This is a genomic window from Alcanivorax borkumensis SK2 (assembly GCF_000009365.1).
Taxonomy (GTDB): Bacteria; Pseudomonadota; Gammaproteobacteria; order Pseudomonadales; family Alcanivoracaceae; genus Alcanivorax; species Alcanivorax borkumensis.
Window position 1 is genome coordinate 2886854 of record NC_008260.1, and the last position, 26947, is coordinate 2913800.

General features: G+C 56.2%; 27 protein-coding genes. 12 read left to right on the plus strand and 15 right to left on the minus strand.

The window, feature by feature from the left end; genetic code table 11:
* The first annotated feature begins 128 nt into the window (after window positions 1–128).
* Complete coding sequence (locus tag ABO_RS13010; RefSeq protein ID WP_231483436.1) at window positions 129–1034, plus strand: fatty acid desaturase family protein; 906 nt, start codon at window positions 129–131, stop codon at window positions 1032–1034.
* 248 nt (window positions 1035–1282) lie between these two features.
* Here the strand turns inward: ABO_RS13010 and ABO_RS13015 are convergent, their stop codons facing one another.
* The 5 genes from ABO_RS13015 to ABO_RS13035 form a co-directional block, all read right to left on the minus strand.
* Window positions 1283–2887, minus strand: a complete 1605-nt coding sequence (locus ABO_RS13015; RefSeq protein ID WP_011589818.1) for a PepSY-associated TM helix domain-containing protein — start codon at window positions 2885–2887, stop codon at window positions 1283–1285.
* On the minus strand, window positions 2884–3141 hold the full coding sequence (locus ABO_RS13020) for a hypothetical protein (protein WP_035460009.1): 258 nt from the start codon (window positions 3139–3141) through the stop codon (window positions 2884–2886). Before ABO_RS13020 ends, ABO_RS13015 begins: the two co-directional genes overlap by 4 nt.
* The gene (locus ABO_RS13025; protein WP_062810591.1) at window positions 3138–3410 is read right to left on the minus strand and encodes a hypothetical protein; all 273 of its coding nucleotides are present in this window, start codon (window positions 3408–3410) and stop codon (window positions 3138–3140) included. The genes ABO_RS13020 and ABO_RS13025 overlap by 4 nt, the downstream gene beginning before the upstream one ends.
* Window positions 3411–3490: 80 nt before the next feature.
* Complete coding sequence (locus ABO_RS13030) at window positions 3491–4075, minus strand: hypothetical protein (protein ID WP_035460003.1); 585 nt, start codon at window positions 4073–4075, stop codon at window positions 3491–3493.
* Window positions 4075–4686, minus strand: a complete 612-nt coding sequence (locus ABO_RS13035) for a hypothetical protein (RefSeq protein ID WP_011589821.1) — start codon at window positions 4684–4686, stop codon at window positions 4075–4077. The genes ABO_RS13030 and ABO_RS13035 overlap by 1 nt, the downstream gene beginning before the upstream one ends.
* Window positions 4687–4969: 283 nt before the next feature.
* Here ABO_RS13035 and ABO_RS13040 point away from each other — a divergent pair, with 283 nt between their 5' ends.
* Window positions 4970–5695, plus strand: a complete 726-nt coding sequence (locus tag ABO_RS13040) for a YHYH domain-containing protein (RefSeq protein WP_011589822.1) — start codon at window positions 4970–4972, stop codon at window positions 5693–5695.
* 61 nt (window positions 5696–5756) lie between these two features.
* Here ABO_RS13040 and ABO_RS13045 read toward each other — a convergent pair whose 3' ends face one another.
* Window positions 5757–5993 carry a hypothetical protein gene (locus ABO_RS13045; RefSeq protein ID WP_011589823.1) on the minus strand — a complete coding sequence of 79 codons (237 nt, stop codon included), beginning with the start codon at window positions 5991–5993 and terminating at the stop codon, window positions 5757–5759.
* 401 nt (window positions 5994–6394) lie between these two features.
* Between ABO_RS13045 and ABO_RS13050 the strand changes: the two genes are divergently transcribed.
* On the plus strand, window positions 6395–7519 hold the full coding sequence (locus ABO_RS13050) for an alpha/beta fold hydrolase (RefSeq protein ID WP_011589824.1): 1125 nt from the start codon (window positions 6395–6397) through the stop codon (window positions 7517–7519).
* Window positions 7520–7973: 454 nt separating this feature from the next.
* On the opposite strand, the gene ABO_RS13055 is transcribed toward ABO_RS13050, so the two are convergent.
* The 3 genes from ABO_RS13055 to ABO_RS13065 all read right to left on the minus strand — a co-directional run bounded on the left by ABO_RS13055 (window position 7974) and on the right by ABO_RS13065 (window position 10985).
* Window positions 7974–9245: an O-acetylhomoserine aminocarboxypropyltransferase/cysteine synthase family protein gene (locus ABO_RS13055; protein WP_041705621.1), complete on the minus strand. Its 1272-nt coding sequence runs from the start codon at window positions 9243–9245 to the stop codon at window positions 7974–7976.
* Window positions 9246–9323: 78 nt separating this feature from the next.
* Window positions 9324–10190: an enoyl-CoA hydratase-related protein gene (locus ABO_RS13060; RefSeq protein ID WP_011589827.1), complete on the minus strand. Its 867-nt coding sequence runs from the start codon at window positions 10188–10190 to the stop codon at window positions 9324–9326.
* Between the two features lie 387 nt (window positions 10191–10577).
* Window positions 10578–10985 carry a CBS domain-containing protein gene (locus tag ABO_RS13065; RefSeq protein ID WP_011589828.1) on the minus strand — a complete coding sequence of 136 codons (408 nt, stop codon included), beginning with the start codon at window positions 10983–10985 and terminating at the stop codon, window positions 10578–10580.
* Window positions 10986–11200: 215 nt separating this feature from the next.
* On the opposite strand from ABO_RS13065, the gene ABO_RS13070 reads away from it, so the two are divergent.
* Window positions 11201–13933 (plus strand): ATP-binding protein, encoded by a 2733-nt coding sequence (locus ABO_RS13070; RefSeq protein WP_011589829.1) that lies wholly within the window; start codon window positions 11201–11203, stop codon window positions 13931–13933.
* Entirely contained in the window at window positions 13926–14729 is an 804-nt protein-coding gene (locus ABO_RS13075; protein ID WP_011589830.1) for a mechanosensitive ion channel family protein, read from the plus strand. The genes ABO_RS13070 and ABO_RS13075 overlap by 8 nt, the downstream gene beginning before the upstream one ends.
* A gap of 26 nt (window positions 14730–14755) precedes the next feature.
* On the opposite strand, the gene ABO_RS13080 is transcribed toward ABO_RS13075, so the two are convergent.
* The 6 genes from ABO_RS13080 to ABO_RS13105 form a co-directional block, all read right to left on the minus strand.
* Window positions 14756–15037, minus strand: a complete 282-nt coding sequence (locus ABO_RS13080) for a hypothetical protein (protein WP_011589831.1) — start codon at window positions 15035–15037, stop codon at window positions 14756–14758.
* 50 nt (window positions 15038–15087) lie between these two features.
* A complete protein-coding gene (locus tag ABO_RS13085) occupies window positions 15088–16305 on the minus strand; it encodes an NnrS family protein (RefSeq protein WP_232501274.1) in 1218 nt (405 codons plus the stop codon).
* Between the two features lie 146 nt (window positions 16306–16451).
* On the minus strand, window positions 16452–17339 hold the full coding sequence (locus tag ABO_RS13090; protein ID WP_011589833.1) for a metal-dependent hydrolase: 888 nt from the start codon (window positions 17337–17339) through the stop codon (window positions 16452–16454).
* A gap of 126 nt (window positions 17340–17465) precedes the next feature.
* Complete coding sequence (gene rsmD, locus ABO_RS13095; RefSeq protein WP_050731521.1) at window positions 17466–18080, minus strand: 16S rRNA (guanine(966)-N(2))-methyltransferase RsmD; 615 nt, start codon at window positions 18078–18080, stop codon at window positions 17466–17468.
* Entirely contained in the window at window positions 18070–19512 is a 1443-nt protein-coding gene (locus tag ABO_RS13100) for a M16 family metallopeptidase (RefSeq protein ID WP_011589835.1), read from the minus strand. The genes rsmD and ABO_RS13100 overlap by 11 nt, the downstream gene beginning before the upstream one ends.
* Window positions 19509–20861: a M16 family metallopeptidase gene (locus tag ABO_RS13105; RefSeq protein ID WP_011589836.1), complete on the minus strand. Its 1353-nt coding sequence runs from the start codon at window positions 20859–20861 to the stop codon at window positions 19509–19511. Before ABO_RS13105 ends, ABO_RS13100 begins: the two co-directional genes overlap by 4 nt.
* A 203-nt stretch (window positions 20862–21064) precedes the next feature.
* Here ABO_RS13105 and ftsY point away from each other — a divergent pair, with 203 nt between their 5' ends.
* The 7 genes from ftsY to ABO_RS13140 all read left to right on the plus strand — a co-directional run bounded on the left by ftsY (window position 21065) and on the right by ABO_RS13140 (window position 26900).
* Entirely contained in the window at window positions 21065–22258 is a 1194-nt protein-coding gene (ftsY, locus tag ABO_RS13110; RefSeq protein ID WP_011589837.1) for a signal recognition particle-docking protein FtsY, read from the plus strand.
* 68 nt (window positions 22259–22326) lie between these two features.
* The gene (gene ftsE / locus ABO_RS13115) at window positions 22327–23013 is read left to right on the plus strand and encodes a cell division ATP-binding protein FtsE (RefSeq protein WP_011589838.1); all 687 of its coding nucleotides are present in this window, start codon (window positions 22327–22329) and stop codon (window positions 23011–23013) included.
* On the plus strand, window positions 23003–24055 hold the full coding sequence (ftsX, locus tag ABO_RS13120) for a permease-like cell division protein FtsX (protein WP_011589839.1): 1053 nt from the start codon (window positions 23003–23005) through the stop codon (window positions 24053–24055). Before ftsE ends, ftsX begins: the two co-directional genes overlap by 11 nt.
* Before the next feature lie 349 nt (window positions 24056–24404).
* Entirely contained in the window at window positions 24405–25268 is an 864-nt protein-coding gene (rpoH, locus tag ABO_RS13125) for an RNA polymerase sigma factor RpoH (RefSeq protein ID WP_041705132.1), read from the plus strand.
* A 149-nt stretch (window positions 25269–25417) separates the two neighbouring features.
* A complete protein-coding gene (locus tag ABO_RS13130; protein WP_035459983.1) occupies window positions 25418–25786 on the plus strand; it encodes a DUF423 domain-containing protein in 369 nt (122 codons plus the stop codon).
* Window positions 25787–25794: 8 nt separating this feature from the next.
* Complete coding sequence (thiS, locus tag ABO_RS13135) at window positions 25795–25992, plus strand: sulfur carrier protein ThiS (protein ID WP_011589842.1); 198 nt, start codon at window positions 25795–25797, stop codon at window positions 25990–25992.
* Window positions 25993–26120: 128 nt separating this feature from the next.
* Window positions 26121–26900 carry a thiazole synthase gene (locus ABO_RS13140; protein ID WP_011589843.1) on the plus strand — a complete coding sequence of 260 codons (780 nt, stop codon included), beginning with the start codon at window positions 26121–26123 and terminating at the stop codon, window positions 26898–26900.
* The last annotated feature ends 47 nt before the right edge of the window (window positions 26901–26947 follow it).

Sequence of the window (26947 nt, forward strand, 5' to 3'; positions counted from 1 at the left end):
ACCGTTCCGTTGATACCCCCCTGTCACACACTGGCCACTTTTGCAGGGTGATTGGCCACGGTGGCTATTCTGATTGTTGTGCCGTCTACGTAATGTTCACCCTAATCATACCAACAAGAGACAGCACCATGGACGCGGCAGCATTGAACAAACAAGCCATTGCCTGTGCCAAACACTATATGGGCAAAACCGCCTGGCCGACAATTTTACTAACCGTGGCCGTAGTCGCCGCCTTTATTGCCACACTCACGTTATTCGCCAATGGTACGCTACCGGCCTGGGGCGCTTATCTGCTGGTCGCCGTACTGACCTACATGTCCTATACGCCACTACATGAGGCCGCCCACGGCAATATTCACGGACAGAATGATGGCCGCAAATGGATCAACGATTTGTGCGGGTACCTAGTAGCCCCCATTATTGCGATCCCCTATGCCTCTCATCGCATTGAGCACTTCACCCACCACCGCTATACCAATCAACCGGGCAAGGATCCGGACTTTATTATCAGCGGGATGCAACAAGGACTACTGGGGTTACTGGCCGCCGGGCTACGCTTCCAGTGGGTGCAGAACACATTTTTTGTGCAACACAGCTGGGCCACTGCGTCATCCAAGGAAAGATTGATTTATTGCACCGAACTGGCGGTATCGATCGGCTGGCGCATTGCCTTCCTAACGATGGTAGACCAGCCCGGCACCATCGCCGTGCTGCTGCTGGGATATTACACTGGCGGGCTATTCACCGCCTACTGGTTTGCCTATCGTCCACACCACCCTTACAAGGTAAGTGAACGTTATCGCAACACTAACAGCCTGATTATGCCGCGCTGGATGAAGCCGCTGGAATGGTTCTGGTTGGGCCAGAACCTGCACTCCATCCATCACCTTTTTCCGCGTGTGCCGTTCTATAATTACCACGCCCTACATCGGGATATTGAGCCGGTCTTGCAGGCACAGGGCACGCCGATTATGGGTATTTTTTCCCGCCAACCGCTAGCCGGCAACGCGTACCCATCAGCAAAGAAGCCGTAGCACCCAACAAGACGATCAACCTGAGTGCATACCGCTAGCGGTATGCACTCGCACATCGCTAATACAACGCCACGATGCCCTCGAGGGAACCGCCTGAACTACCTTGATGGCGAAGCATTCGCCACAGAACCCTTGTCCCCGATCTGTTCCAGACTTTTTATTTCTCCCAAGCGGAGAACATCGGAGACCATGGGCCCGCTTATTGGTGCCACTCTACGACCACAATAAGGCGCGCAGCGACATACTGCCTAATAAGCAGAACCCGCCTCCCGTTCCGTTTCGGTGAGGTGCTTAGGCTGCCCCTCAGTGACCTTTCCGACCCAAAGCGGGTGAGGCTCGGCCAGGCGCACGCGTTTGCGAAACTGCCGCCGCACCACCCACAATGATAACGCCACCACCAATAACAGGCCGTTAATCAGCAGGTTGTCGCCGTCGAGTACATGCTCGCCCTCCAAGGCGACCTGCAATACCGGCACCGCCAAATAACACAACGGCGCGGCGGCCAGCATTTGGCCGCTGAACCGCAGCGGCGATGCCCGCAGACTCCGCAACACCAATAAGAGAATCGCACCGCCACACACCGCCCGCTCCACCGTGGCGACCCAGGCCGCCCAAGGCGTATAGGGCAGCCCTTTGCTAACCAGAAAGCTGAACGCCACTCCGATCACAACCCCGAAGCACAGCCCCAGCGTCAAACGCAACAAAAAAGCAGAAGCCCGGCTGGGCCCTTGGCGATCACTGCGTCGCTCGCACCACAACACATTCCCGGACACAAACAACAAAGCCCCCAGCAAGCCCATGGCAAAGTAGAGCCATTTCACCAGCATTCCACCGTAGTCCCCGAAATGCAGAGAATAAACCGGTGAGAACGTATCAAAGTTCAAGCTGCGCTGTCCTGGCGCAATCACGCTCAACGTTGCCATGGTCGAGCCCAGCACCACATGGACATGATGCCCCACATAGCCTGGTACAGAGCCGGCCACATCAACCCAGCCAGCGGCATCTCCATAGCCGCGAATTTCCACCCAGTCCACGCTCATTTCTGGCAACGCTTCGCCCGCAGCAGATAAGTAATCTGCAATCGGCGCCATGGCAACGCGTTCACCCTCACTTTGTACCGGCGGCCACACCGCAATTTCCTCTTCGATCACCCCACGCAGCTGAGGACCAAAAACTAACGTGCCCAGCACCACCGCCACCAGGGTAAAAGCCCCCATGGCGGCACCGGTCACCGACATGATCAAATGAAACGGAAAACTGATCACGCCAACCAGGTTGTGCATGTTCTTCCAGTAACGGCGTAGGTTGCCTTCATGCTTAAGAGCAAAAAACTCCTTGCTCAATTTTGGCCAATGAATCACTAAGCCAGTAAACAGCGCCGCCCCGTACAGTATCGAAATCAGCCCCATAAACGTCATCCCCAGGTTGATGGGCAAGCCGCCACTAGGAATCGCCAGTTGGTAATGCAACTGATTGATAAAATCCGCCAACGCCGACCGGGGCTGCTCGACGTACTCTCCGCCCGTATCGAAATCCGTGGCGTGGGCGGTGAGCCACTCCCCCCCACCGGTTTCACTGGTTTGAAACCACATAACTGCCGGATCTTCTTCAGGCAAGAAAAACAGGCGAGTACGGGCATCCGGATACTGCTCGGTGACGCGAGTAAGAAGGGCCTGCCCATCAATGGCTTGTTGCGATGCCTGCGCAGTGGCCTGAGGTGTCTGCCAATGATGAAGCTCGTGGTGAAACACATTGATAGCGCCAGCAAAAAACGCCACAAACAGAATCAGCCCACTGACCATGCCCAGCCAAGCATGTAAATCGATAAAACGCCGCAAACGAGCCGCTTTCATGCGCCGCCTCCATACAGGGCCGTTGCCTGCAACGCTAGCCAGGCAACCCCGTTCATCACCAACAGCGCCACCAAAGGCGGCCAGGTACGCTCAGGGATTGCCACCAAAACCACCAGCAACATCCACAACAACATTATCCCCAACAACTGCAACACCAACCAAGATTGCCAAGGAACCGGCACCAATGCCGCCAGCAACCCCATCAGCATTGCTGACAGCGGCAAACTGAATACAAATGCCCAAAAAGCTCTCATCGGCTTCCACCCCGGCGCTGATAACGGTCTCGATAATGACTCACTATCAAGGGCACCAGCAGCGCCGGTAATGTGGATACCCACAACCCTACAAACAGGCCCACGCTGACCCCCAATTGCAGGGTGAACAGCAGCAGCCCGCCGGCCAACATGGCCAAAGCGATCAAGCGAGTAAAGGCAGGGAGAGGTTGATCCAGCCAGCGCTGCTGTCGGTCGGACAGATAAAACAGCGCCACACTGGCAAATGTGGCGAGAACGGCAACCAACATAAGAAAAACCATTATTTATGATAATGGTTCTCATTTAATAGCAGGCGGTCGCTTCCGTCAAGATAACAAGGCCGACGAGCTCAACGAGGCCGCAACTTACGCAGATAGTCACTGGCCTCACTGAGCCGCGCGGTAGACAAACGACTCCAATCCACAGCCTCGCGATCTGGCATCCACACACCAGCGAACGTGGACGCATCGGCCAATGCCAATTCTGCATTGAGCATGGGCACGCCGTGATAGTCACCGGCAATTCCGCCCGCGAGACGAATCACTGACCACCAAGCAGGCGGCCGCCAATGCAGCCGAACATCCGGCAAATGACAGCTCAGCTCAACTTCCGCCACACAGCATTCCAGCACACTATCCTGCTGACGACTCAGCCCCTGCCGCCACAACGCCGACCCTGCTACCATGACCAGCGACGGGAAGGCCCGCTGCAAAGCCCGACAACGATCCTCATCGCTCAACGGGTCGCCCAACACCACCCTGTAAAATACCGGACGCGGCGGAGCCACCTGCTTGACCACGCCAGATTCCAGCCAGCGCAGAACACAATCCAGTGCCCGCTCAGACTCCTCTGGCTGCAGCTGCTTAAGATCAGAGAGGGTAAATACCCGAGGCAGAGTGTCCAACGCTGGAGACAACATCGACATATCCTGCATCAACGCCTCACCCTGTCCGCCAACGGCAATCGTAGTCCGAGGCAGGAACGCAAAGCCATGGCCCACGCCAGCAGATGACAGATCACCGTCATCTGACGGGCTTGCGGCAGGCCACACAAACGCAACCGCACGGCCTCATCTACTTGGCGCTCCAGCATCGTAATCTGACGAGACCTCAGACCGGTGGGCCGTTCACCCTGCGCCAGACGCAACGTCAGCAACCGCCCCTGGATATCATCCTCCAACGCCGCATAGGCCCGCTCGACTAAGCTATAACTGGATAGGTGGCGCATAGCACGCAAAGGCTGGCGCCGCCGTGAACGGTGCCGTTGCGGCATCACGAACACAGACAACACACGGGCCAACCACTGCACAGCAGGCAACCAGCGAGCACCATCTCGGCAGCCCATCAGATACCAACCCCACGCGCGCAGGCGAGACACATCCCTGCGCAATACTCGCACCCGAGCATAGCTATCCGCGCTACCCGAGGAAGCAAAGCTTGCCCGGTAGACGGCTAAATATTCCTGCAGAGCCTGCAATCGCGTTCTCACCGCCTCCAGCTCCAGCTCTTGCTGACGCGGCTTCCCTGCCACTTGCTGTGTCCTCATAAGCTGCAACTCCTGCATTGGCTACTACCTACCTGCAATGCATAAAAATGGACGCCGGATCAGGTTGTGAAACCGGTTCAGCCCGGCAACGCTAACTGTAGCGATACCGCCCAGGCCGCCACAGAACAAAAGCGTCCAATTTACGTGTATACACGTAGCGGTTTTGTATCTTCCTGATACAGCTCGCCGGAATCGGCCCCAATCTTTCCTTTGTACGCTTTTACCTACAACAAGATTCGTATATGCCTTATCCTCCCGCCAAACGACATAAACAGGCCCCCCTTTGTACTACGCCCTCCTTACTCTACTTGCGCTACTAACCCTACTGATCAGCAACACACTGCAAGCCCACCCCGGAAGCCTCAACCAACAAGGCGGACACACCGACCGCAGCACCGGTGACTACCATTGCCACCGCGCCCCCTGCTCCACGCTTCACCGGCAACAACAAAAGGCCCAACAGGACGCCACCGACGCACAACGGGCGTTCAGTGGACTCTACGATCGAAACCTCTGGCCCCACTGGACTGACGCAGACCAAGATTGCCAAGACACACGGGCAGAATTATTGATTGCCTCCAGCCGGCAGACTGTGACCTTCACCGACCCGGATCAATGCACCGTGGCCACAGGTCGCTGGTACGACCCCTACACCAACCGCACCTTTACCCATGCGGGGGACTTGGACGTGGATCATTTTGTGCCGCTGCGCCATGCCCACGGCCACGGTGGCGACCAATGGGACAAAGCATTACGCCAACAATTCGCTAATGACCCAGACAACCTGATTCCGGTGTCCGCCAGCGCCAATCGCAGTAAAGGTGCTCGCAGCCCAGATCAGTGGCTTCCTGATAACCGCCTCTATTGGTGCGAATATGGCCGGCATTGGAAACGCATCAAACAACGTTACCAGTTGATGGTGACGCCCCAGGAAGCTGACGCACTGAAACAACTGCTAACCCACTGCTCAATGCCCTCTACCCCTAAAACGACAAAACCCCGACCATAAGGCCAGGGTTTTGGTTGTCGCATCACCCGCCTTGAGGCGGAGAGCTCACTGCATGTAAGGCTTACTGCTCTGCAGCATCCTTCATGTCTTCGGCGGACTCTTTGGCGTTATCATAGGCGTTATCCATATCTTCGCCCATTTCCTCCATCGGTCCTTTGCTATCCGGGGTAATGCTTTCCACCGCCTCATCTACCTTCTCGCCAGCATCCTCAACCGGGCCATCATTGGCATCACAGGCTGCCAGCAGGGCAGAAGAGGCGAAAATGGCGGCCAATGCCGCTTTGCCGAAAATACGCATAGAATCACTCCTTGAATTAACTGATTCGGACAGTGAGCACTGTAAGCATGTTCTTCACGCTTGGCCAAGGGAATTCGCACATTTCACTGCCATTTTACGAAGAGTTACAGACCGGATAGAGAATACCGCGCCGATGAGCTAAGGAGCCTGTGCCCCCCGTGCATGCTCAGCCTTTCAGGCTGGGTCGCAATCTATGCCCCGTTCAGGGCGCAGAGGACACGATTTTGAAGGTACTCTCTAGGGGGCGAGCCAGGACAGCCCATCCATCAAAAACGCAACAATTGAGTGCGGGCCAGCCAGGAAGGCCCGGAGGGCGTAACAGGTTTACCAGAGCAGCCTGGCCCTTTTTCCTTTCTCTGCGCTTTCAGCCGAGTAAGATGAACACCATAACAAGGAGAAACATGAAGAAAATCGGGAGAAATGCGGGAAAGAATGCAGGGGGGCTGGCGCAGCTGGTCACCCGTTTCGGCAATGAAATTACCCAGGTCGTTCAAGATATCCACGGCGCCATAGCCAATCCGTTCCACCTGCGTGGGCACGACTACACCCCCGCCCCCATGGTCTACGGCTTGGTTCGTTACGGTTTTCGCCAAGTCGGCAATGTGGCCAGCATGGCTGACCTGCTCGCCGACCCACACCAGGAGTTGCGCGATAGCTTAGACCTGCAAAGCATCATCAACGGTATTTTCGGACAATTATTGGTTGAGCAGCACAACCGTTACGCTCTGCCCATGACGCTATTACCAAAAAAACCACCTTTAGCGGATGCTGACACCCTGGTGATTTTCCTGCACGGGCTGTGCATGAACGACGCCTGCTGGAACAACCCTGCCGCCAACAGTTTCAGCCAGTGGGCTCGCCAGCATTACAACGCAGATATCCGTTATCTGCGCTACAACACCGGCCTGCATATTTCCGACAATGGCCGCAAATTCGCCGGGCTGCTGGCCCATACGGTCTTGCCCAAGCGAATAATTCTGGTCGGCCATTCCATGGGCGGGCTAGTAGCGCGCAGCGCACTTTACCAAGGGCGCCAGCGTGGCGACCATTGGGTGAATAAAGTAACTCACTTGGCTTGCCTGGGCTCACCACATCAAGGCGCCTTACTAGAACGATTTAGCAACGAAGCTAACCGATTACTAGGCCACACCCCCTACTCGCGGCCATTGATGCGGCTTGCCAACCTGCGCTCCGACGGCATTCGCGACCTGCGCTTTGGTTATGTACTGGAAGACCAGTGGCGAGACCGCCCGCTGGATGACCCACGCCCCACCAGCAAGGTGCCTTTGGATCCGCATGTGCAGCAGCTTTTTATTGCCGGCAGCGTTAGCAAACCCAACCATGCCCACCCCCGTGGCGATTGGTTAGTCACGGTAGACAGCGCGCTGGCGGAGCATCTTTACGCGCAAGCGAACCACCTGACCCGTGAATTGTTTTACCAGATGGGGCACATGGCCATGATTGAGCAAACCCGCACCTACGCGCGGATACAACAGTGGCTAGACGAATCAACGCCTGGAACGTAACAGCAATATCAAATTAACGATTACGCAGGCTGCAGGCGGTGCCGTCATAAAAAATTCAAACTAAAGCCTTGCCTCTTCAGGCCAAAAAACCGCAAACCATTATTATTGTTCTCGCTCGCCGTTTGCGCCTCCGCCGCTCAACCAGCAACCACTACCGCAACCCCCACGGCCACCAGAGCCAATGGAAAAATGATGATGCTATTGCGGATAAAGCGCTCGCGCCAGAGCGCCCATTGATAGTAACGATGCATTGCCATACCCCAACCATCACAAACGAACTCTCAGTATATGGACCTTAAGGCAATATCAAATCGCCCAAATGGAGTATATGCAATAACTGGAAAGCGGCTTTGCCAAACCCTTTAAACGCACGGAATGACGACAGGCCGATTTGAGGCTCAGGGCCAGGGAGCATCTGAATACTCCCTGGCCCGTTCAGCCTTGCTCAAAGGCACTAAACCGCCGCCAACGCCTGCTCGATATCCGCCAGGATATCGTCAACATGCTCAATACCAATGGACAAACGTACCAAGTCCGCACTAACCCCAGCCTTGCTCAGCTCTTCATCATTAAGCTGACGGTGCGTAGTGGTCGCTGGATGGCACGCCAGAGACTTAGCATCACCGATATTCACCAGCCGCTTGATCAATGCCAACGCATCAATAAAGCGCGCGCCGGCATCACGCCCCCCTTGCACACCAAAGCTGAGAATAGACGAGGGCACTCCTCCATCCATGTACTGCTGCGCTAGACCATAATCTTTGTCGGTTTCCAGCCCGGCAAAATTAACCCAACTCACCTTGGCATGATCACGCAAGTATGTCGCCACTTTCACCGCGTTCTCGCAATGCCGTTCCATCCGCAGGCTCAAGGTTTCAATGCCCTGCATAATTAAAAACGCATTCATAGGAGATAACGCTGCCCCCATATTACGCAGTGGGACAACCCGAGCACGACCAATAAACGCCGCCTCTCCCATGGCCTCCACGTACACCACACCATGATAGCTTGGATCCGGCTCATTAAACTGCGGGAAGCGAGGGTTTCCTTTCCATGGAAACTTCCCTGAATCGACGATAGCGCCAGCAATGGTGGTGCCATGTCCGCCCATGTATTTGGTCAGCGAATGCACCACAATATCAGCGCCATGCTCAAAGGGTCGGCACAATGCAGGCGTTGCCACGGTGTTATCAACTACAAGCGGTACACCCGCGTCATGGGCTACCTTAGCCAACGCAGCCATATCGACCACATTGCCCGCCGGGTTGCCGATGGATTCGCAGAACACCATCTTCGTTTTTTCATCAATAGCCTCCGCAATCGCCTGAGGATTGCGGCCATCGGCCATGCGCACCTCAATACCCTGGTTCGGCAAGGTATGCGCAAACAAATTGTAGGTACCGCCATAAAGCTGGCTGGTTGAAACAATATTGTCTCCCGCCTTTGCCAGCGTTTGGATCGTCGCGGTAATCGCCGCCATGCCCGACGCCATCGCCAAGGCACCAATGCCCCCTTCCAGTTGCGCAACGCGCTCTTCCAGCACAGCGTTAGTCGGGTTCATGATGCGGCTATAAATATTGCCCGGTACTTTCAGGTCAAATAGATCCGCCCCATGCTGGGTATCATCAAAGTAATAACTGGTGGTTTGATACATGGGTACGGCCACCGCATGGGTCTGCGGGTCACCGGCAAAGCCCCCATGAATGGCAATGGTTTCTTTTTTCATCACTCTCTGCCTCATAATTTTCGCCGCAAAACGACGCACACGCAAAAAGGCCGCCAAGCGGCGGCCCAAAAAACCACCTTATTTAATCGGAGGCGCTTCCCAAAAATCAAATTGTTTGGGCACATCCGCCAGCGAAGTATCAAAACGCGGCGGGCGCTTTTCAAGAAAAGCGGTAAACCCGTCTTTCCCGTCCCAAAATTCATTGGACCAATAAATCATTTTTGATTCCACCACATGGGCTTCGGCTGGGTGGGAAAAGTTCGGGTTGCGCCACAACATCTGCTTGGCCAACGCCACCGCCACCGGCGAACTTTTTGCAATCAGCTTTCGAGCGATGCAGCGGGCCACCTCCACCACCTCGTCTTTGTCATGCACACTGTGGAACAGCCCTGCCTTCTCACCTTCTTCAGCCATGAAAATATCACCGCTAATCACCCACTCCAGCGCTTTCTGTATACCCACCACCCGCGGCAGGAACCAAGAAGAACAGGCCTCCGGCGTTACACCGCGCTGGGTAAAAACAAAACCGATTTTGCTGTTGGTCGCCACCAGGCGAATATCCATGGGTAGGGTCATAGTGATCCCCACCCCCACCGCCGCGCCGTTAATGGCGGCGATCACGGGCTTGCGACAATTATAGATTGCCAGCGACAGTTCGCCGCCGGAATCGCGGATGGTCTCTAACGGCGGCTCCATACCCTCAGCGTCGTCATAGCCAAACAGGTGGCCGCCACCTTCCGGCTCCATTTCCATTCCTGCACAGAAAACCTTACCCGCCCCCGTAACGATAACGGCCCGGATATCATCATTGCTGTCTGCTTCAGCCAGGGCATCAACCATTTCGTCTTTCATGCGCAAAGTAAAAGCATTAAGGCGATCAGGACGGTTAAGGGTAATAGTCAAAATATTTTCGGACAGCTCGGTCTTGATGTCTTGATAATCCATGATCACTCCACTGGGGTTGTGCGGTTTTCAGTCGTTATCGATAGAGGCTCAGTAGCACGGTTTGACCCTGAGCATACCCCGATGGCAAGGCATCGAACATGGCATGAAGCGTCCGGTTGAGATCAGGCGGATTGTAAAAAGCTTGCGAAGGAAGCGCTGAAAAACGCCCTATATTCTCCGTCTCTCAAGCTAGTTCGCAATTTATACCCCATTGGGGGCACAGAAGACGGGGTTTTGAAGGCATGGAATCGCCTGTCGAGAAAGTACAACGAGTGAGTAATCCAAGCCACGCTGAGCACGTAAGGGGTTTTCTAGAGGCCCCGTAACACGGCCCAGATCCACTGGGCCACAGAAGCAAACGCTACGGGTTCACAGAACGCATATCCCTCAATCGCAGCCCCGGCGATTGTCTTTAAGCGCTCGCAACACCTGCTCACGGGTCAGCAAACCAGTCAGAACGCCCTGGGCATTCACCACCGGATAGATCTTAGGCTTCTGGGTCACCATCAACTCCGCCACATTCACCGCCGAATCCTCTTCACTAACGGTCAATGGCTGGTCGTGCATAAATTCTTCCACGACCAAAGAACCTTCACAGTGATAGCTGGAAATCAACAACCTGCGCAGGCAATCCTGTTCCGACACAAACCCCACCACCTTGTTCTGGCTATCCACCACTGGCAGCCCAGTAAACTTGTGCTGCAACAACACATCCACCACCTCGGTAAGCTCAGTACCCATTTCAATAGCCATGGGGTGTTTTGCCATCAAAGCACGTACCGTCATCTCTTGCATCGCATTCTCCTTCTAGAAATTGACCTAGCCGGGTCAGTCCTGATTTATGGCTTTGACTATAGCAACCCGGTATGTTTACACCCGTGGATATTCCCCATGCCACCGATCAATTATGGCAATCGCTATACAAGCCAGGCATCGCCTTCCTACAATGCTCACAACACAGAACAACACCAAGCCTGACCGCAGGCCTTCATGGAGCAGAGGAACAGCGAATGGTATCGCCCCGCGTCTGGCTGGTTTTTGGGCTATTGGCTCTATTGGTAGTATCGCCGCTGCAGGCAGCTGAGAGTGCTGCCTGTGAGGCGGCAGAACTGACTCACGCTCAGCTTAATCAACAACGTAAGCAGCTACAGGAGAACCAGGCGGCGCTGCTGGCGATGATTAAGGGCGAGATCCCCACCTCGGATCAGCTCGACACCGTATTGGGGCGCCCTCTAAATCAGCGACCGCTACTACCCTTGCCGCCGCCCCAGCCACTAGCCATCACCGACAGCAAGTGCCCGGATCTACAAAATGATATCGACAACCTGACACGGCAAATCAACAGCCTGGAACAGTCCATCCATACGTTACGTCATTCGTTTTTTTCCCTCAGCTTTGCTCAACGACAAGCATTCCGAAACTTGGCAATTCACCATGAGCAGCTACAGGCCATGGCGGATAATCCCGATGCCACCATCGCCTCGGCTAGCCAGCGTCTTCAGCAACACACCGAACAGTTGTGGGCGGTGCTTGGGCAACTGCAAAACAACCCCGATATTGCCCTGCAAACATTGGACGCATTGTGGCTGAATTTGCCGGCCTTACCGCTGCCCAGCAGCGGCGCCCGCTCCGACGAATGGCGAACCCTGCTCAAAGCTAGACTGGATATCCAGAGTAACGGCCGCACCCTACGCTCGGAGCAATGGAAAACCCGGCCATTGCTGACCCAAATCGATAACCTGGGAGGACTGCGCCAGGCACCACAACTGTTGCAACACGAAAGCCAGCGAATTACTCAACACCTGAGGAACATCCTCGTGCTGGTTCGCTACGATCTGAACGGCCCCTTACGCGATGGCGGCTACATGCCAGTGCTGCAGAACATTCTCGCCTTGATTCTCGGCGCCGCAGGCTTCTGGCTACTAATCCAGCTGGCTCAGCGCACCCGCCACTGGGCGCTCGCTTTACACGACCGGGTGGTTCAACTCAGTGGTGAACGCCGCTGGTTACTCAATGCCAGCCGTTTGATCAGTGGCTTGGCGCCGATTCTGCCGTGGGTTTTGATCTGGCTAGCGCTTGATCATCTAGGTTCCTTATTGGACACCCCATCCAGCAAGATTCTGCTATGGCTGCTGCCACTGGCCCAGCTCTATGTCATCTACGGGCTGCTTTGCCTGATCGGTGAGTGGTTAATACTGCGTGTGGCACAAAGCGCCAATGCCTACCTAGGGGGCGAGCAAACCCGTCAAGTGACACAGCACGCCCGCAACCTAGCCCGCTGGATCATTATTCCCTGGGCGCCGGTCATCATCGTTTGGGAAAGCCTAGGCCCTTCGCTAATGTATTACCTGTTCCTTGGGGTACTAATGGTGACCATCTATACCGGGCTTGGACGCCTGCTGGCCTTACGCCATAAGGACTATCAAGTGTGTCTGCAAGCCCCGATGCCCTCCCAAGTAGACCCACTGATCGCCCGCTTGTTAAGCCCGAGATTATTCTGGTTGGTGGCGCCCCTACTACTGCCCATTGCACTGGTAAGTTTCTTGGTTGGTTTTGTGGACCGGGTACTGGCGGATTTTGACTGGTATATGCGACTCAAAGCCCGCTGGTTCCGTTTCCGTGCCAATGTAGCCACCGACGAAGACGACGGTGGCAATAGCGAAGAACCGGTGGCCCAATCCTACGAACGCTGGTTTGCCCCCGCCTTGCCCGACGATGTGAACAAACCCCCGTTCATCGACACCGGCTTAGTAGCCGCCATAGAAAAAAGCATTCAGCGCTGGCACGAAGATAAAACCGATGAAAACGCCTTGGTGGTTTCCGGTGAAAAAGGCTGCGGCAAAAGTGTCTCTCTTGGCAAGCTCGACAAGGTACTGGAAAAAAGCTGTGAATCCTTAAATACCTTGCACCTGAAAGTACCCGCCAAGACCTGCACCCCAGAAGCCATTCACCAGCTGATTGGCGATGCACTGGGCACCGACCTAATCAACGACGGGCCGGCCGCGCTGGTCAAGGACGATGAACACAGGCAGCCCACCCTGGTGGTGCTAGACGAAGCGCAAAATTTCTTCCTTGCCCAACTGGGCGGCCTGGAAGGCTGGCGCACGGTGCTCAATCTGGTTAACGCCCGGGTGGACAATGTGTTCTGGCTGCTACTGATCAACAACCAAAGCTGGGCCTACCTATGCAACGTGTTCGGTCGGGAATACCAGTTTCGTAATGTGGTTCGGGTGAAACGCTGGGGACAAACCGATATTCGTTCACTGATTCTCAGTCGTCATCATCTAAGTGGTTTCCAGCTACGTTACGACGAAGTGTTATTGTCCTCTCGGGGGCCGGAAGCCGGCAACCTGCGCAACGCCGAGCAACGGTATTTCAGCCTACTCTGGGATGCCAGTCGCGGTAATCCCATGGTGGCATTACGGCTGTTCCTGACCTCGGTAAAAGTCAAAGGCCGACAAGTAACCGTGGGCCTGCCCAACGCCCCCTCGGCCAGTATTCTCGATGGCATGGGTGACAACTCCCTGTTTGTTTATGCCGCCATTGCCACCCACGAAAATCTGACCAGCCACGAAATCAGTGCGGTCACACACCTGCCAGAAAATGTGGTGCGTTATGCGCTGAAAGGCGGTTTCGATGCAGGGTTTCTGCACAAGAGCGATGATGGCCGCTACCGGTTGGTGTCCCTATGGTACCAGCAGGTGATCAGCTACCTAACACGGAAGAACCTGCTCAATGAATGATGGAAATATAGTCAACGACCTGACTGTCGTAGTGGAATTGTTCAACGTCTACGCATTAATGCTGCTGTTTATCGGTGGATTTGTGCTGTGGGCCCTGAACTGGGGCATCAGTAAAGCAAGCCTGAAAATCACCGAGAAAATGCCCACCCGACGCTTCCTGATTTTGCAGATCACCACACTGGTCGGCTTTGTACTCTACACCGTGGGCACCATCGCGCTGGTCATCGGCGTACTGCAGCCCCCCAAAGAATTCATGCTCGCTGCCGGCGGCTCCATCGCGGTGGCCCTGGGCTTTGCCCTGAAAGACATTGCCGCCTCACTCGTAGCCGGTTTGCTGTTGTTATTTGATCGCCCCTTCCGGGTGGGTGACCGGGTCAGCTTCGATAACGTTTATGGAGAAATCGTTTCCATCGGCCTGCGCACCGTGCGCCTGCAAACCCTGGACGATAATCTGGTCACCATCCCCAACTCGCGGTTTATTACCGATGTGGTGGCCTCCGGCAATGCCGGCGAATTGGACATGATGGTGGTCACCGATTTCCACGTGGCCTTGAATGCCGATATCGAACAGGCCAAAGCCATCGTGGAAGAAATTATCGTCACCAGCCGCTACGCCTACCTGAAAAAGCCAGTCACCTTTGCCATTGAAGAAATTGAAGTGGGTTACCGGTTGGCAATTCGCCTACGCGCCAAAGCCTATGTTCTGGATGTGCATTACGAGAAAGCATTTCAGAGCGACATCGTGGTGCGGGTATCCAAACGCTTTACAGAAATGCAGGTGGCTCGGCCGGGATAATGGCCAATGCCTTATGACCTGTGCTTTTAGCTCTTCTCATTGGCGGGTTTTTCTGCCTCATCGGACAGCACCGCTTCCAGCTCCTCACGGGGCATGTAGTCCAGATCCCAGTGGCTAGTGTAGGTTTCTTTTAAACGACGCCGTCCCCGATGCAAAGGCTGCGGGTCTTCATCACTGCCATGGGCGGCGTGGTGTTCACCCAACGCCGGCCCCGGTGCCGGATTGCTGACCGCTTCCGGCCCCGTGTCTTTTTGCTCAGCCCCCAACCGTTGACGCCAGGGAGTAAGCCATCGTTTTAGCCAGTGCATATCTTTCCTCTCCGGCCGCTGCAGCTATTCTATCATTCACCCCCACCCTATCACCCCGGCTTGCCATCGACACGCGAGCGCGTCAGCACCTGCCAATACAACAACAGGAAGCCAGCAAAGGACAGGCTCCATAAGCCGGCGGACCAGCCTACCCCGAGCCCCCAGGGCAGCCACCCCAGTGCCGTCACCACTCGCAACACCCCCGCCAACAGCACCAATGCATACAGCACAATACCACCGGTGGGCAACGCCATGGTGCGCCCGGTATGCCCCATGGCTACACGCGTCATCACCCCCATAATGGTGGTGCCCATGGCGCCGGCGCCAAGGGCATGCAGCCATGCCGTCGGCGCCACCCAATGCCATTGCGCCAGCGCCAACAACACAAATCCCAGCACCACCCACCAATGCCCCAGGTGCAGAATCCACAACAGCGGTTCATCACGTATCTGCCAGGGCGCCCAGCCAAATAAACGCAGCAGCACCATGGCCGCAGCCGCCAGTGCCAGCCCCCCCAGTAGCGCTCCGTGTATGTTGAGCGCCACCAGCACCGCCACCGCCAGCGCCAATACCAGGCCCACTGGCGTAGCCCAGGAAGGGGTGCGCACCTGAGCACTGTCCCGGCCACGGGCCTGCAGCCAGTTACGCGTAAACGCTGGTGTAATGCGCCCACCGATAATCAATATCAACACCGCCGCCAGCACCACCAGCGCCTGCAAATAGTGCGGTGAACCAGACAGATGAAACAACAGGTCCAACACCCAGCAGGCCGCCAGCACCCCCATCAGAATCAATTGCCGATACTGACGGGCATGCCAGATACGAGTACCTGCCAGCCAAGCCAGCAATGGCAGGAAAGACAAGTCGACAATGCTGGCGAGAATTGGCCAAAAACCGCCAAACATCATCGCCAATCGCCCAGCCAACCACAGCAGCCACAGAGCCAGTAATGCCCCGCCGTCCACCGGACGCGTACCGGTCCAGTTACAGACTGCGGTTAGTAAAAACCCGGCGATGGCCGCATTAAGGAAGCCCCCCAGCATTTCATGTTGATGCCAATGCAATGGCGCCAAGGCCAGGCTATCCATGCCTCCCTGAGTGAGTAGAAACATCCATAACGGTACCAATAATGCTCCGCCAAAAGCCGCGGAAAGAAAAAATAATCGAAACGGGAATGCCAGCACAGGCATTTGTGATATGCGCCGCCACTGATGGCACTTGCCATCAGTGGAATCAGAAGCGGACGGTGAAGAAGGAGGGGGTGTCATCGAGCTCTCCCTGCCGGAATACACTCCCTCGAATATACCCTGTAACTAAAAAAGCCGATGGAATTAATGCCATAAAACTGACCGGGATCACTGCCCGGCCAACTCAGACATAGCGGGTGCTTTTCACGCTAATTCAACCTAAAAAATCAGGACAATAATTGCGGACGCTTCATCAACCTAGACAATTTGTCCAGCCCCTGCTGGCGCAGGTAGCCACTGTCGCGCTTGGAAGGGTGGAAATCGCGTTTGTAGTACGACAGGTAGGATTTGCCCAACTTTCGCAGCCAGCCAGGCTTTCCTAGCAACCAGTTCATTCCCTGGCCCACGGACTTCCAGTCGGTGGAGTCATCCATTTCGGCGCGCAACTGGTTGTAGTGGAAAATAGTAAAACCAATAAACTCTACCGTGGTAAGCGCCATCTCCGAGGTGCGCATCCAATAGCTGCCCACCTGGTCCTGATACACATCGAACGCTACCGATTTATGCTCGCTTTCTTCCACCGCATGCCATAGCCACAGCGGCACCATGCGCTCGTCCATGCCGTCGAAAATTTCTGGATGCTCTAGAATCATTTCCGCCAGCATTGCGGTGAAATGTTCCAGCGCACAAGTCTTCGCCAGTTGCCGTTCCGGTGACAACCACTTGGCCATGAACTTTAGGCCGTCCCTTACAAAGGCGTCCACTTTGCTGGTAGATACGCCCTTCGATTCCATGAACGCATTGAAGGCATCGTGCTCGTTGCCATGATGCGCCTCCTGACCGATAAAACCTTTCACTTGCTCACGGAGCAAAGGATCAGTGAGCTTTTTCTGAAAATGACGAACGGAACGGACAAAAAAACGCTCCCCCTCGGGAAAAGTGCACGACAGCGCCGTCAATAGCATAGTTTTGAACTGGTCATTGTCGAACCAATACCGGGGTATGGACGGATCAAATTCAAAATCCATCTTGCGGGGCTGAATGTCGCTTTTATTTGTTTTTTTCTGCGGCTGACGCGTTACCGGCGCCGCAACGGCGGTTACATTGGCATTCATAGCGATGTCCTCGTTGCTTATAGACACAGTATTCGGCAGCCACAACCAGCAAGCTAGTGCAGGTTGTGCCATTTTTGCAGCACAAAAACCAAACGCCTGATGCCTCGCACGTAACGCTAGCCTGACTCAGCCCGATTCGCTTTGCCGCCGATACAACCGCGCATGGATATCGCCGCTGCTTTTCTCTTTCGTCAATTGCCAGTTGGCCGGGACTGCCGGCACCTCTCCCTTCCGACGGCTTTCCACATAGATAATCGCCCCGTCCGCCAGCAACCCATGGGCTTCCAAGGCCTCACAGGTCGGCGACACTAGGCCCAAATCATAGGGCGGATCGATAAAGACCAAGTCGAAGGGCTGTCGTTGCGTAGGCAGCCAACTCAACGCGTCTGCACACTGCACGGTGAGGCGCCCCTCGAACAGCGGCGTTAATTGGCGTCGCAGGTCCGCGCTACGCTCTCGCTGCTTCTCCACCAACACAGCTTCGCAGGCGCCCCGGCTCAAGGCTTCCGCGCCCAGCGCACCGGAGCCGGCAAACAAGTCCAACACACGCAGCCCCGGTATCTCAAATTGCAGCCAGTTAAACAGGGTTTCGCGCATACGATCCGAGGACGGACGCAAATCGCCACCATGGTCCACAAAATGCAGACGATGACCGCGCCTTTCGCCACCAATAATTCTTACTTGCCCTTTCTGCCCCTGAGCGCTGGCAGCAGGGCGTCTACCTGAATGCTTACGGGGCACGGTCAGCGGGCTCCTCATTGGCCGTATTGTCCGCGTCCGTTGCCACCGACATAACCTTTGGTGCCTCAGGGCCAATGCTGACGATGGCCAGATTTTCCGGCGCCAGGTTGCGCTGAAACGCAGCACGAATGTCTTCTGCGGTCACCGTGCGCACCTGCTGGTTGAACCATTGCAGGTAATCCAGCGGCAGGTCGTAGAAGCCGATAGCCCCCAGCTGACCGATAATGTCGCTATTGTCGGCGGTACCCAAAGCAAAGCTGCCAAGAATGCTAGCGCGGATCTCCTCCAGCTGCTCATCGGTGGGGCCGTCTTGCACAAACTGGTCAATCAGATCCAGAGTCAGGGTCAAGGCGGCGTCAGCATTGTCATTGCCCGTCTGCAGGCTTACCTGAAACGGGCCTCCGGCCGCCATGGGGCTGAAAAAACTGCTGATCCCATAAACGTAGCCCCGCTTCTGCCGCACTTCGTCAGTGAGAATAGAGGCAAAGCCGCCACCACCGAGAATCTGGTTACCCACATACAAGGCCACATGATCCGGGTTGCCACGCCAGGTGGCCTGATTACCCAGCAAGATATGAGTCTGGGCAGAAGGGAAGGTAATGTGTTCGCGCTGACGCTTAGTCAACGGCTGGGCCCGCGCCAAGGCCGGTGCCTCCTCGCCTTGCGGCAGGGCTGCGCTAATCTCTGCGGCAATGGCTTGTGCCTGTGCGCGATCCAAATCCCCCACCATAGCAATCACGGTGTTACCCGCCGCGTAGTAGCTCTGGTAGAAATCCTGCAGCTGGTCACGAGTGATCGCCGGCAAACTGTCCAAGGTGCCATCACTGGGCTGTCCATAGGGATGACCGGCAAACACCGTGGACTGAAACGCTTTATTCACTTGCGGGCCCGGCACCTGGGTTTCCATGCGCAAGCCCTGCATCATTTGGGTACGAATGCGTGCCAGCGTATCCTGTTCGAAAGTGGGGCTGGCAATCACTTGCTGGAACAGCGCCAGTACCGGTTCGCGATACTCGGGGTCGGACAATGTACGCAGGCTGATCACCCCCATGTCCCGGTAACTGGAAGAGGAAAAACTGGCGCCCTGATCTTCAAATCCGCGAGCGATGTCATCCACGCTTAACCCGTTCGCCCCTTCACCCAGCAAGGCGCTGGTCAACGAGGCCAGCCCTGAGTGCGCACCATCACGGGCAGAACCCGCATCACTGACCAGGCGGATATCCAGCATGGGCAATGCATCGCTGGCCACAAACAGCACCTTGGCTCCCTGTTCGGTTTGCCAAGACTGGATATCCAGCGCCGGCGCCTGGGGATCCGTTTCTGCAATCTGCGCTTCAGTAGAGGGGAAAGAGCCAGAAAAGGGGCCCGCGCAGGCACTCAGCACCACGCTCAGGCCGAGCAGGAAGGCCAGCCGGAAAGTATTTATCTTCATGGTTGCGGCTCCGCTTTCTGTTCATCAGAGGTGGGCGCTGTCGGCTTCACCATACCCACGGTCAAACGCTCCGGCACCAGCCATTGCTGTGCCACACGTCGTACATCTTCAGCGGTCACCGCCTCCAGGTGTTCGGCAAAACGAGTGGACAGGTCAATATCCAACCCTAAGGTACTAAGCATGCCCAGCTCCATGGCCTGGCCCATCACCGAGTCTTTCTCATACACCTGACCCGCCAACACCCCGGCCCGCACCCGCGCCATTTCCGCGTCAGTGGGCAAGGTGGTCTGCAGGGTTTCGATCTGTGCCAGCAGCGCTTTCTCCACGTCAGCCAACGTCACACCAGGGTTCGGTGCCGCAGTCAATGTAAAGGTCCCATCGCCTCGCTGAATGCCGCTATAACTGGCGCCAGCACCGGCCACTAGCCGCTGACCGCGGACCAGATCCGTTTCGATTCGCGCGCTCATGCCGCCATCCAGCACCCCAGCCAGCATGGTCAGGGCATAGAAATCTTTTTTGTCTTCCAGCGTTACCAGCGAAGGAACGTTGTACATCATGTACAACAAGGGGACTTTTACCGGCAAATTCAGCGCCAGCCGACGTTCGCCTGCTGGCGGGTTCACCGTTTGCTTGGGCCGCGGCGGCGTCTGCCCGGCAGGCAGATCAGCAAAGAATTTTTCCACCAGCGGTTCAACCTGATCACGGGTTACATCCCCAGCAATCACCAATGTAGCGTTACCCGGCACATAAAATCGTTGATACCAGCTGCGGGCTTGCTCCGGCTGTAACTGGGACAATAAGGAACGCCAACCAATAATCGGGTGGGCATAACCGGTACCCGGGCGGGCCACCGCCTGAAATTTCTCCCAGGCCAACGCATTCGGGTTATCGTCGGTTCGCATGCGCCGCTCTTCCATCACCACCTTTAGCTCACGGGCAAACTCTTCATCATCAATGTCTAAGTGCCCCAACCGCTCGGCCTCCAGCTCCAGCGCCAGAGGCAGGCGTGACACTTCGTATTGCTGAAAGTAGGCAGTGTAGTCGTAGCTGGTAAAAGCATTATCGCTACCACCATATCGGGAGACAAACTTGGAAAAATCACCAGGGCCGAGCCTCTCGGTGCCCTTAAACATCATGTGTTCCAACACATGAGCCAAGCCGGTTTCGTAGGGAGCTTCGTCGATACTGCCAGCCTTGTACCACATCATTACCGTGACTACTGGCGCCCGATGATCTTCGCGCACTAACACTTTCAGGCCGTTATCCAGCGTAAAGGCATGGGTTGGCAGTGACGCCTGGCTAGTCAGCGACCACAGGCCCAACGCCAGTACCGTTATCAGTTTTTTCATGAAATACCTCTATTTTGGGGACCGCAAACCCAAAGCTGCTCCCCTCTCCCCATAATGGTAGGATAGCGGCGCGTTCGCACCGCGAACGGCAACTCTGCAAGCAGGTCCCTTTTTTCTCCGGCATAGCATACCGGGTTATCACCCTGCTCTTGCAGCCTCATTGCAAAAGAAGGATCACCCTTCTTGATTGGATATGACTGATCATGAGCAACGAAGTTTCCCCCGACGACGACAAGCGGCCACAGCCAAACGAAAAGCCGGAAGAAAAGAAAACCGGTTTCTGGAAGCGCATGTTTACCGGCGTGGACGCCGACGAGCTGCCCGCAACACCTGCCGAACCTGAGGCAGACCCTGCCCCCGAGCCTGCTGAGTCAGCCTCTCAGCCGGCCGCGGCCACACCTGAGCCGGCACCTGCTGCCACAGCAGCAGCCCCTGCCGACGAAGCCAGCCCCGAGGTAAACGACGACGAGGGCAACTTCTGGACCCGCATGAAGCAGGGCATGAGCAAGACCCGCAAGGGGCTGGGCAAAGGCCTAGCGGACTTGCTGGTGGGCGCCAAAGAGATCGACGACGAAATCTTTGAAGAAATCGAAACCCAGCTGCTGGTGGCGGATGTAGGCGTGGAAGCCACCGATGTGATCGTCCAGGCCCTCACTGACCAGGTGAGCCGCGAAGAGCTGGTGGACGCCGACGCACTCTACGAATCCCTGCAAAATGAACTGCGCAAGCTGCTGGTCCCGGTGGACCAGCCCATGCAGATCGACAGCAGCAAAAAGCCCTACGTTATCCTGATGGTCGGCGTGAATGGGGTCGGCAAGACCACCACCATCGGCAAACTGGCCTGCCGCTTCAAAGCCGAAGGCAAGAGCGTGATGCTGGCTGCTGGCGATACCTTCCGGGCCGCCGCCGTAGAGCAACTGCAAGTATGGGGCGAGCGCAACGATATTCCCGTGGTGGCCCAACATACCGGTGCCGATTCTGCCTCGGTGGTGTATGACGCGGTACAGGCGGCACAGTCTCGCGGCGCCGACATCTTGATCGCCGATACCGCCGGTCGCTTGCACACCCGTGGCAACCTGATGGACGAACTCACCAAAGTTACCCGGGTAATGAAGAAGCTGATCCCGGACGCACCCCACGAGGTATTGCTGGTACTGGATGCGGGCACCGGCCAAAATGCCATCAACCAAGCTGAACAGTTCCGTGATGCTGCGGGCGTGACCGGGTTAGCACTCACCAAGCTCGACGGCACCGCCAAAGGCGGTATCCTGTTTGCCTTGGCCAAACGCACAGGCTTGCCGATTCGCTTTATCGGCGTTGGGGAACAATTGGAAGACCTGCGCCCCTTCCACGCGGAAGAGTTCGTTCAGGCCTTATTTGAAGATGTTACGGGTTAAAATCAGACTCAAGCGACAAGCAGCAAGCCGCACTTGAAGCTTGGGCTTGTAGCGGCTTAAGGACTTCAATGATTCAGTTTGACCGGGTCAGCAAACGCTACCCGAACGGGAAAGATGCCCTCAGCAAGGTCGATTTCACCCTCCCCGCCGGGCAGCTGACATTTCTCACCGGTCATTCCGGGGCGGGTAAGTCCACCCTGTTAAAGCTGATCATGATGATCGAGCGCCCGACCCAAGGGCAGGTATTGATCGATAACCAGAACCTAAATGGCTTCAGCAATCGACAAATTCCCCTGCTGCGCCGCAAAATTGGCATGGTTCATCAAAATCACCAACTGCTGTTTGACCGGAGCGTATTCGATAACGTGGCCCTGCCACTGGTGATCGCGGGTTATGCTCGCGCCGACATTGGCAAACGGGTGCGTGCCGCGCTGGACAAGGTGGGCCTGCTGGACAAAGAAAAGCTCAATCCGATTATGCTTTCCGGCGGCGAACAACAACGGGTGGGCATTGCCCGGGCCGTGGTGAACAAGCCCCCGCTCTTACTCGCCGATGAACCCACCGGCAACTTGGATCCAGCCCTTTCTGAAGAAATCATGGACCTGTTCAAAGACTTCGCTCGGGTTGGCGTGGCCGTGCTGATCGCCACCCACGACCTGAGCCTGATCGCCCGCTATAACCACCGTTTGCTGACCCTGCGTGAGGGTCGCCTGATCCACGACGGCGACGAACCTGGAGCGGCCCATGGCGCCTAATAATTCAAACCGAGGCAAACGCAACAGGGTAAACCGCAACGCCACACCGGTTAAGCCCCACCGCCGCAAACCAGAACGGCCGCGCCGGGTAGCCGGCGCCCATAGCGCCCAAGCCTCATTGAAAGATCGCTTCACCAGCTGGCGCCAACACCACCAGGATTCCTTGCGCGACGCCTTACAACGCCTCAACGCGGCCCGGGCCAGCAGCGCCATGACCATTCTCGTCATCGCCATCGCTCTGGCCTTACCCGCCGGCCTAGCGGTACTGCTCGACAATGCCCGCGCCATCACTCGCGGCTGGGATGGCAACGCGCACCTGTCTGTCTTTCTCAACATGGATACCAGTGAGGCCCGCCAGCGAGAACTCGCCAAAGAATGGCAAGGCACCGGGCACATCACCCGCACTGAAGTGATTACTCGGGCCCAAGCGCTTGAGGAATTTAAAGCCCTGTCTGGCTTTGGAGATGTGCTGGAAGCGTTACCAGACAACCCTTTGCCGCCATTGATTGTGGTCTTCCCGGACAGCACCGACCCGGTCACCCTACGCGCTTTGGAAAACCGCTTAGCCAAAGCCGACGACGTGGACCTGGTACAGCTTGACGTAGAGTGGGTTCGCCGCCTGCACGCCTTAATCGAATTGGGTCAGCGGCTGATTTCCGTCCTCACCCTAGCGTTGGCCGCCGCAGTGGTTCTGGTCATGGTGAACACCATCCGCCTAGCCATTGAAAGCCGGCGAGAAGAAATCGTGGTGGTGAAGATTGTCGGCGGCACCGATGGTTTCGTGCGCCGCCCATTCCTTTATACCGGCTTCTGTTTCGGCTTTGCCGGCGGCCTCATGTCAGTCGTCCTGATACAGGGCGCCATGTGGTGGCTCGGCGGCCCTATTGACGAACTGCTCTCCCTGTATAGTAGCGAGCAATCACTAACCTCCATGACCTTATCCAGCCTGATCATCCTCCCCCTGTTTAGTGGCGCGTTAGGGCTTCTCGGCGCCTGGCTCGCAGTGAGCCGCCATTTGGGCGATATCGAACCTAACTTCTGAGCAACCACACCAACAAGCTGCACGCGACAAGGCGCTGACCCGATATACCCACAGACGATGTCAGCGCCCCCGCGCCCGAGCCGCATAGACTCGATTCAGCCAAGAGCATAGAAAGCCAGGAAGACGTCACTGGGCAAATGCCCTTAAAAAGCGCCATCCAAGGAACCTCTCAGCGGCAGCAGGCTCTAAACCCCATATTCACCAGTGATTCACACTCTCTCGTTATGCTGAAACCCATCGACTATATTGATGAAAAGGAACTTTTTGGCCTATTAGCACTCTATTAATTGGAGTGCTAATATCAGCTCTCAATTGATACATAGAGAGTCTTCACAAGGAGACATTGCGCATGACCAACCCAACAACTCAAGCACAGGCGCTCACACTAGCCGTACCAGGCCATGACCTGGACGCCTACATGCGAGCCGTTAACGCCGTGCCGGTACTCAGCGCAGAAGAAGAGCAACGCTTGGGCGAACGCCTGTATTACGATCAGGACTTGGACGCTGCGCGTAGCTTGGTTCTGTCCCACCTACGCTTTGTGGCACACATTGCCCGCAGCTACACCGGTTACGGCCTGCCATTAGGTGACCTGGTTCAGGAAGGCAACGTAGGCCTGATGAAAGCCGTAAAACGCTTTGACCCCACCAAGGGCGTGCGGCTAGTGAGCTTTGCCGTACACTGGATCAAAGCAGAAATTCACGAATATGTGATCAAGAACTGGCGCATCGTGAAAGTGGCGACCACCAAGGCTCAGCGCAAATTGTTCTTTAACCTGCGCGGCCAGAAAAAACGCTTGGGCCGCCTGACGTTGGAAGAGGCCCAGCGCGTGGCCGATGATTTGGGCGTTACTGCCGCACAGGTCAAAGAAATGGAAGGGCGTTTGGGCGCTTACGATGCCAGTTTCGACGGCCCCACCAATGATGATGATGACAGCACCGTAGTGTCTCCCGCCGCTTATCTGCACAGCGATAACAGCGACCCTGCTGACCTGCTCGCCGAACAGGATCAACAGCAGCGGGAGAGCCGTCAATTGAGCTCTGCTCTAATGGCGCTGGACGAACGTAGCCGCGACATTCTGGAGCGCCGCTGGCTGGCCGACCAGAAATCCACGCTGCAAGAGCTGGCCGATGAGTACAGTGTTTCCGCCGAGCGGATTCGCCAACTGGAAAACAACGCCATCAAAAAGCTGCGTAACGCCATCGCAGCGTAATGCCAGGTGTCTCACGCGGCACGCAACAGAGAATACAAAAAAGCCCCTCCCGAGGGGCTTTTTTGTAGGCCCAAGCGGCAGCCTGTCGCTCGAGGGCAAAATAATTCCGGTACAATGCATTCCCCCCGGCAGCCACTGTGGAGCGCTGAATGAAAATCCTGCTTGTCCTTGGCGCGCTCAACAGCGCCCTTGCCGTCATGCTCGGCGCCTTCGGGGCCCATGGGCTGAAATCCCGCGTAGACGAGTCCATGCTGGCCACGTGGGCCACCGCCAGTGAATACCATTTTTATCATGCCCTAGCCTTGCTATTGACCGGCCTGCTCGCCAAGGCATTTGGCGCGCCCAGCATGGTCACCGCCGGTTGGGTGCTATTTGCCGGCATGCTGGTATTCAGTGGTAGCCTGTATGTGCTGGTGCTAAGCGGGCAGCAATGGCTTGGCGCCATTACCCCATTAGGCGGCACGGCCTTAATCATTGGCTGGCTAATGCTCGCCTGGTCCCTTTTCAAACACGTTTGATAAAGATCATGAAGCTCACTGTAAATGGCGATACCCTCACACTAAATGGCAATACCATTGCTGATTTGGTGAGCCAACTGGAACTGACTGGCCGCCGATTGGCCGTGGAAGTGAACCGGGAAATCATCCCTAAAAGCCAGCACAGCGATTTTGCTCTGAACGAGGATGACGTGGTGGAAATCGTCCACGCCATCGGCGGCGGATAGCACCAAAAAACATTTACGGTGCAGGCATCGCCTTAGCCAATAGGTCCAGGCGCCCCCTGAGTTCCTGTGCAGGTTCCAAGGCTGCCGGAAAAACCTGATAAAAGACGTTAATACCCTAAGAGGCCCCCATGTCCGATCTGCTTACCATTGCCGGAAAAACCTACTCCTCCCGCCTGCTGATCGGCACCGGCAAGTACAAAGACTTTGACGAAACCCGCGAATCCATCGAAATCAGCGGCGCGGAAATCGTTACCGTCGCCATTCGCCGCACCAATATTGGCCAAAACGCAGACGAACCCAATCTGCTCGATTTCGTCAGCCCCGACAAATACACCATTTTGCCTAACACCGCCGGCTGCTTCTCCGCCGAAGATGCCGTGCGTTGCTGCAAACTGGCTCGGGAGCTGCTTGATGGCCATAGCTTGGTCAAATTGGAGGTACTCGGCGATCAGAAAACTCTGTACCCGAACATCACCCATACCTTGCACGCCGCCCGCGAACTGATCGACGACGGCTTCAACGTCATGGTCTACACCAACGACGACCCCATCGTGGCGAAAGAGCTGGAAGATATGGGGTGTGTGGCAGTAATGCCGCTGGGCTCATTAATCGGCTCCGGGCTTGGCATCCTTAACCCTCACAACATCAAGCTCATCATGGAAGAAGCCAACGTGCCCATCATTGTCGATGCCGGCGTCGGCACCGCTTCCGATGCCGCACTGGCCATGGAAATGGGTTGCGATGGGGTGCTACTCAACTCTGCCGTGGCCCATGCACAAAAGCCGGTACTAATGGCTTCCGCCATGAAGAAAGCCATTGAAGCTGGCCGCGAAGCTTTTCTGGCCGGGCGCATGCCTCGCAAGGCCTATGCCTCTGCCTCATCGCCACTGGATGGTCTGAGCCGCTAAGCCTTTCGACAGACAAAAAAACGGCGCCACTCTGGAGGGAGTTGTCG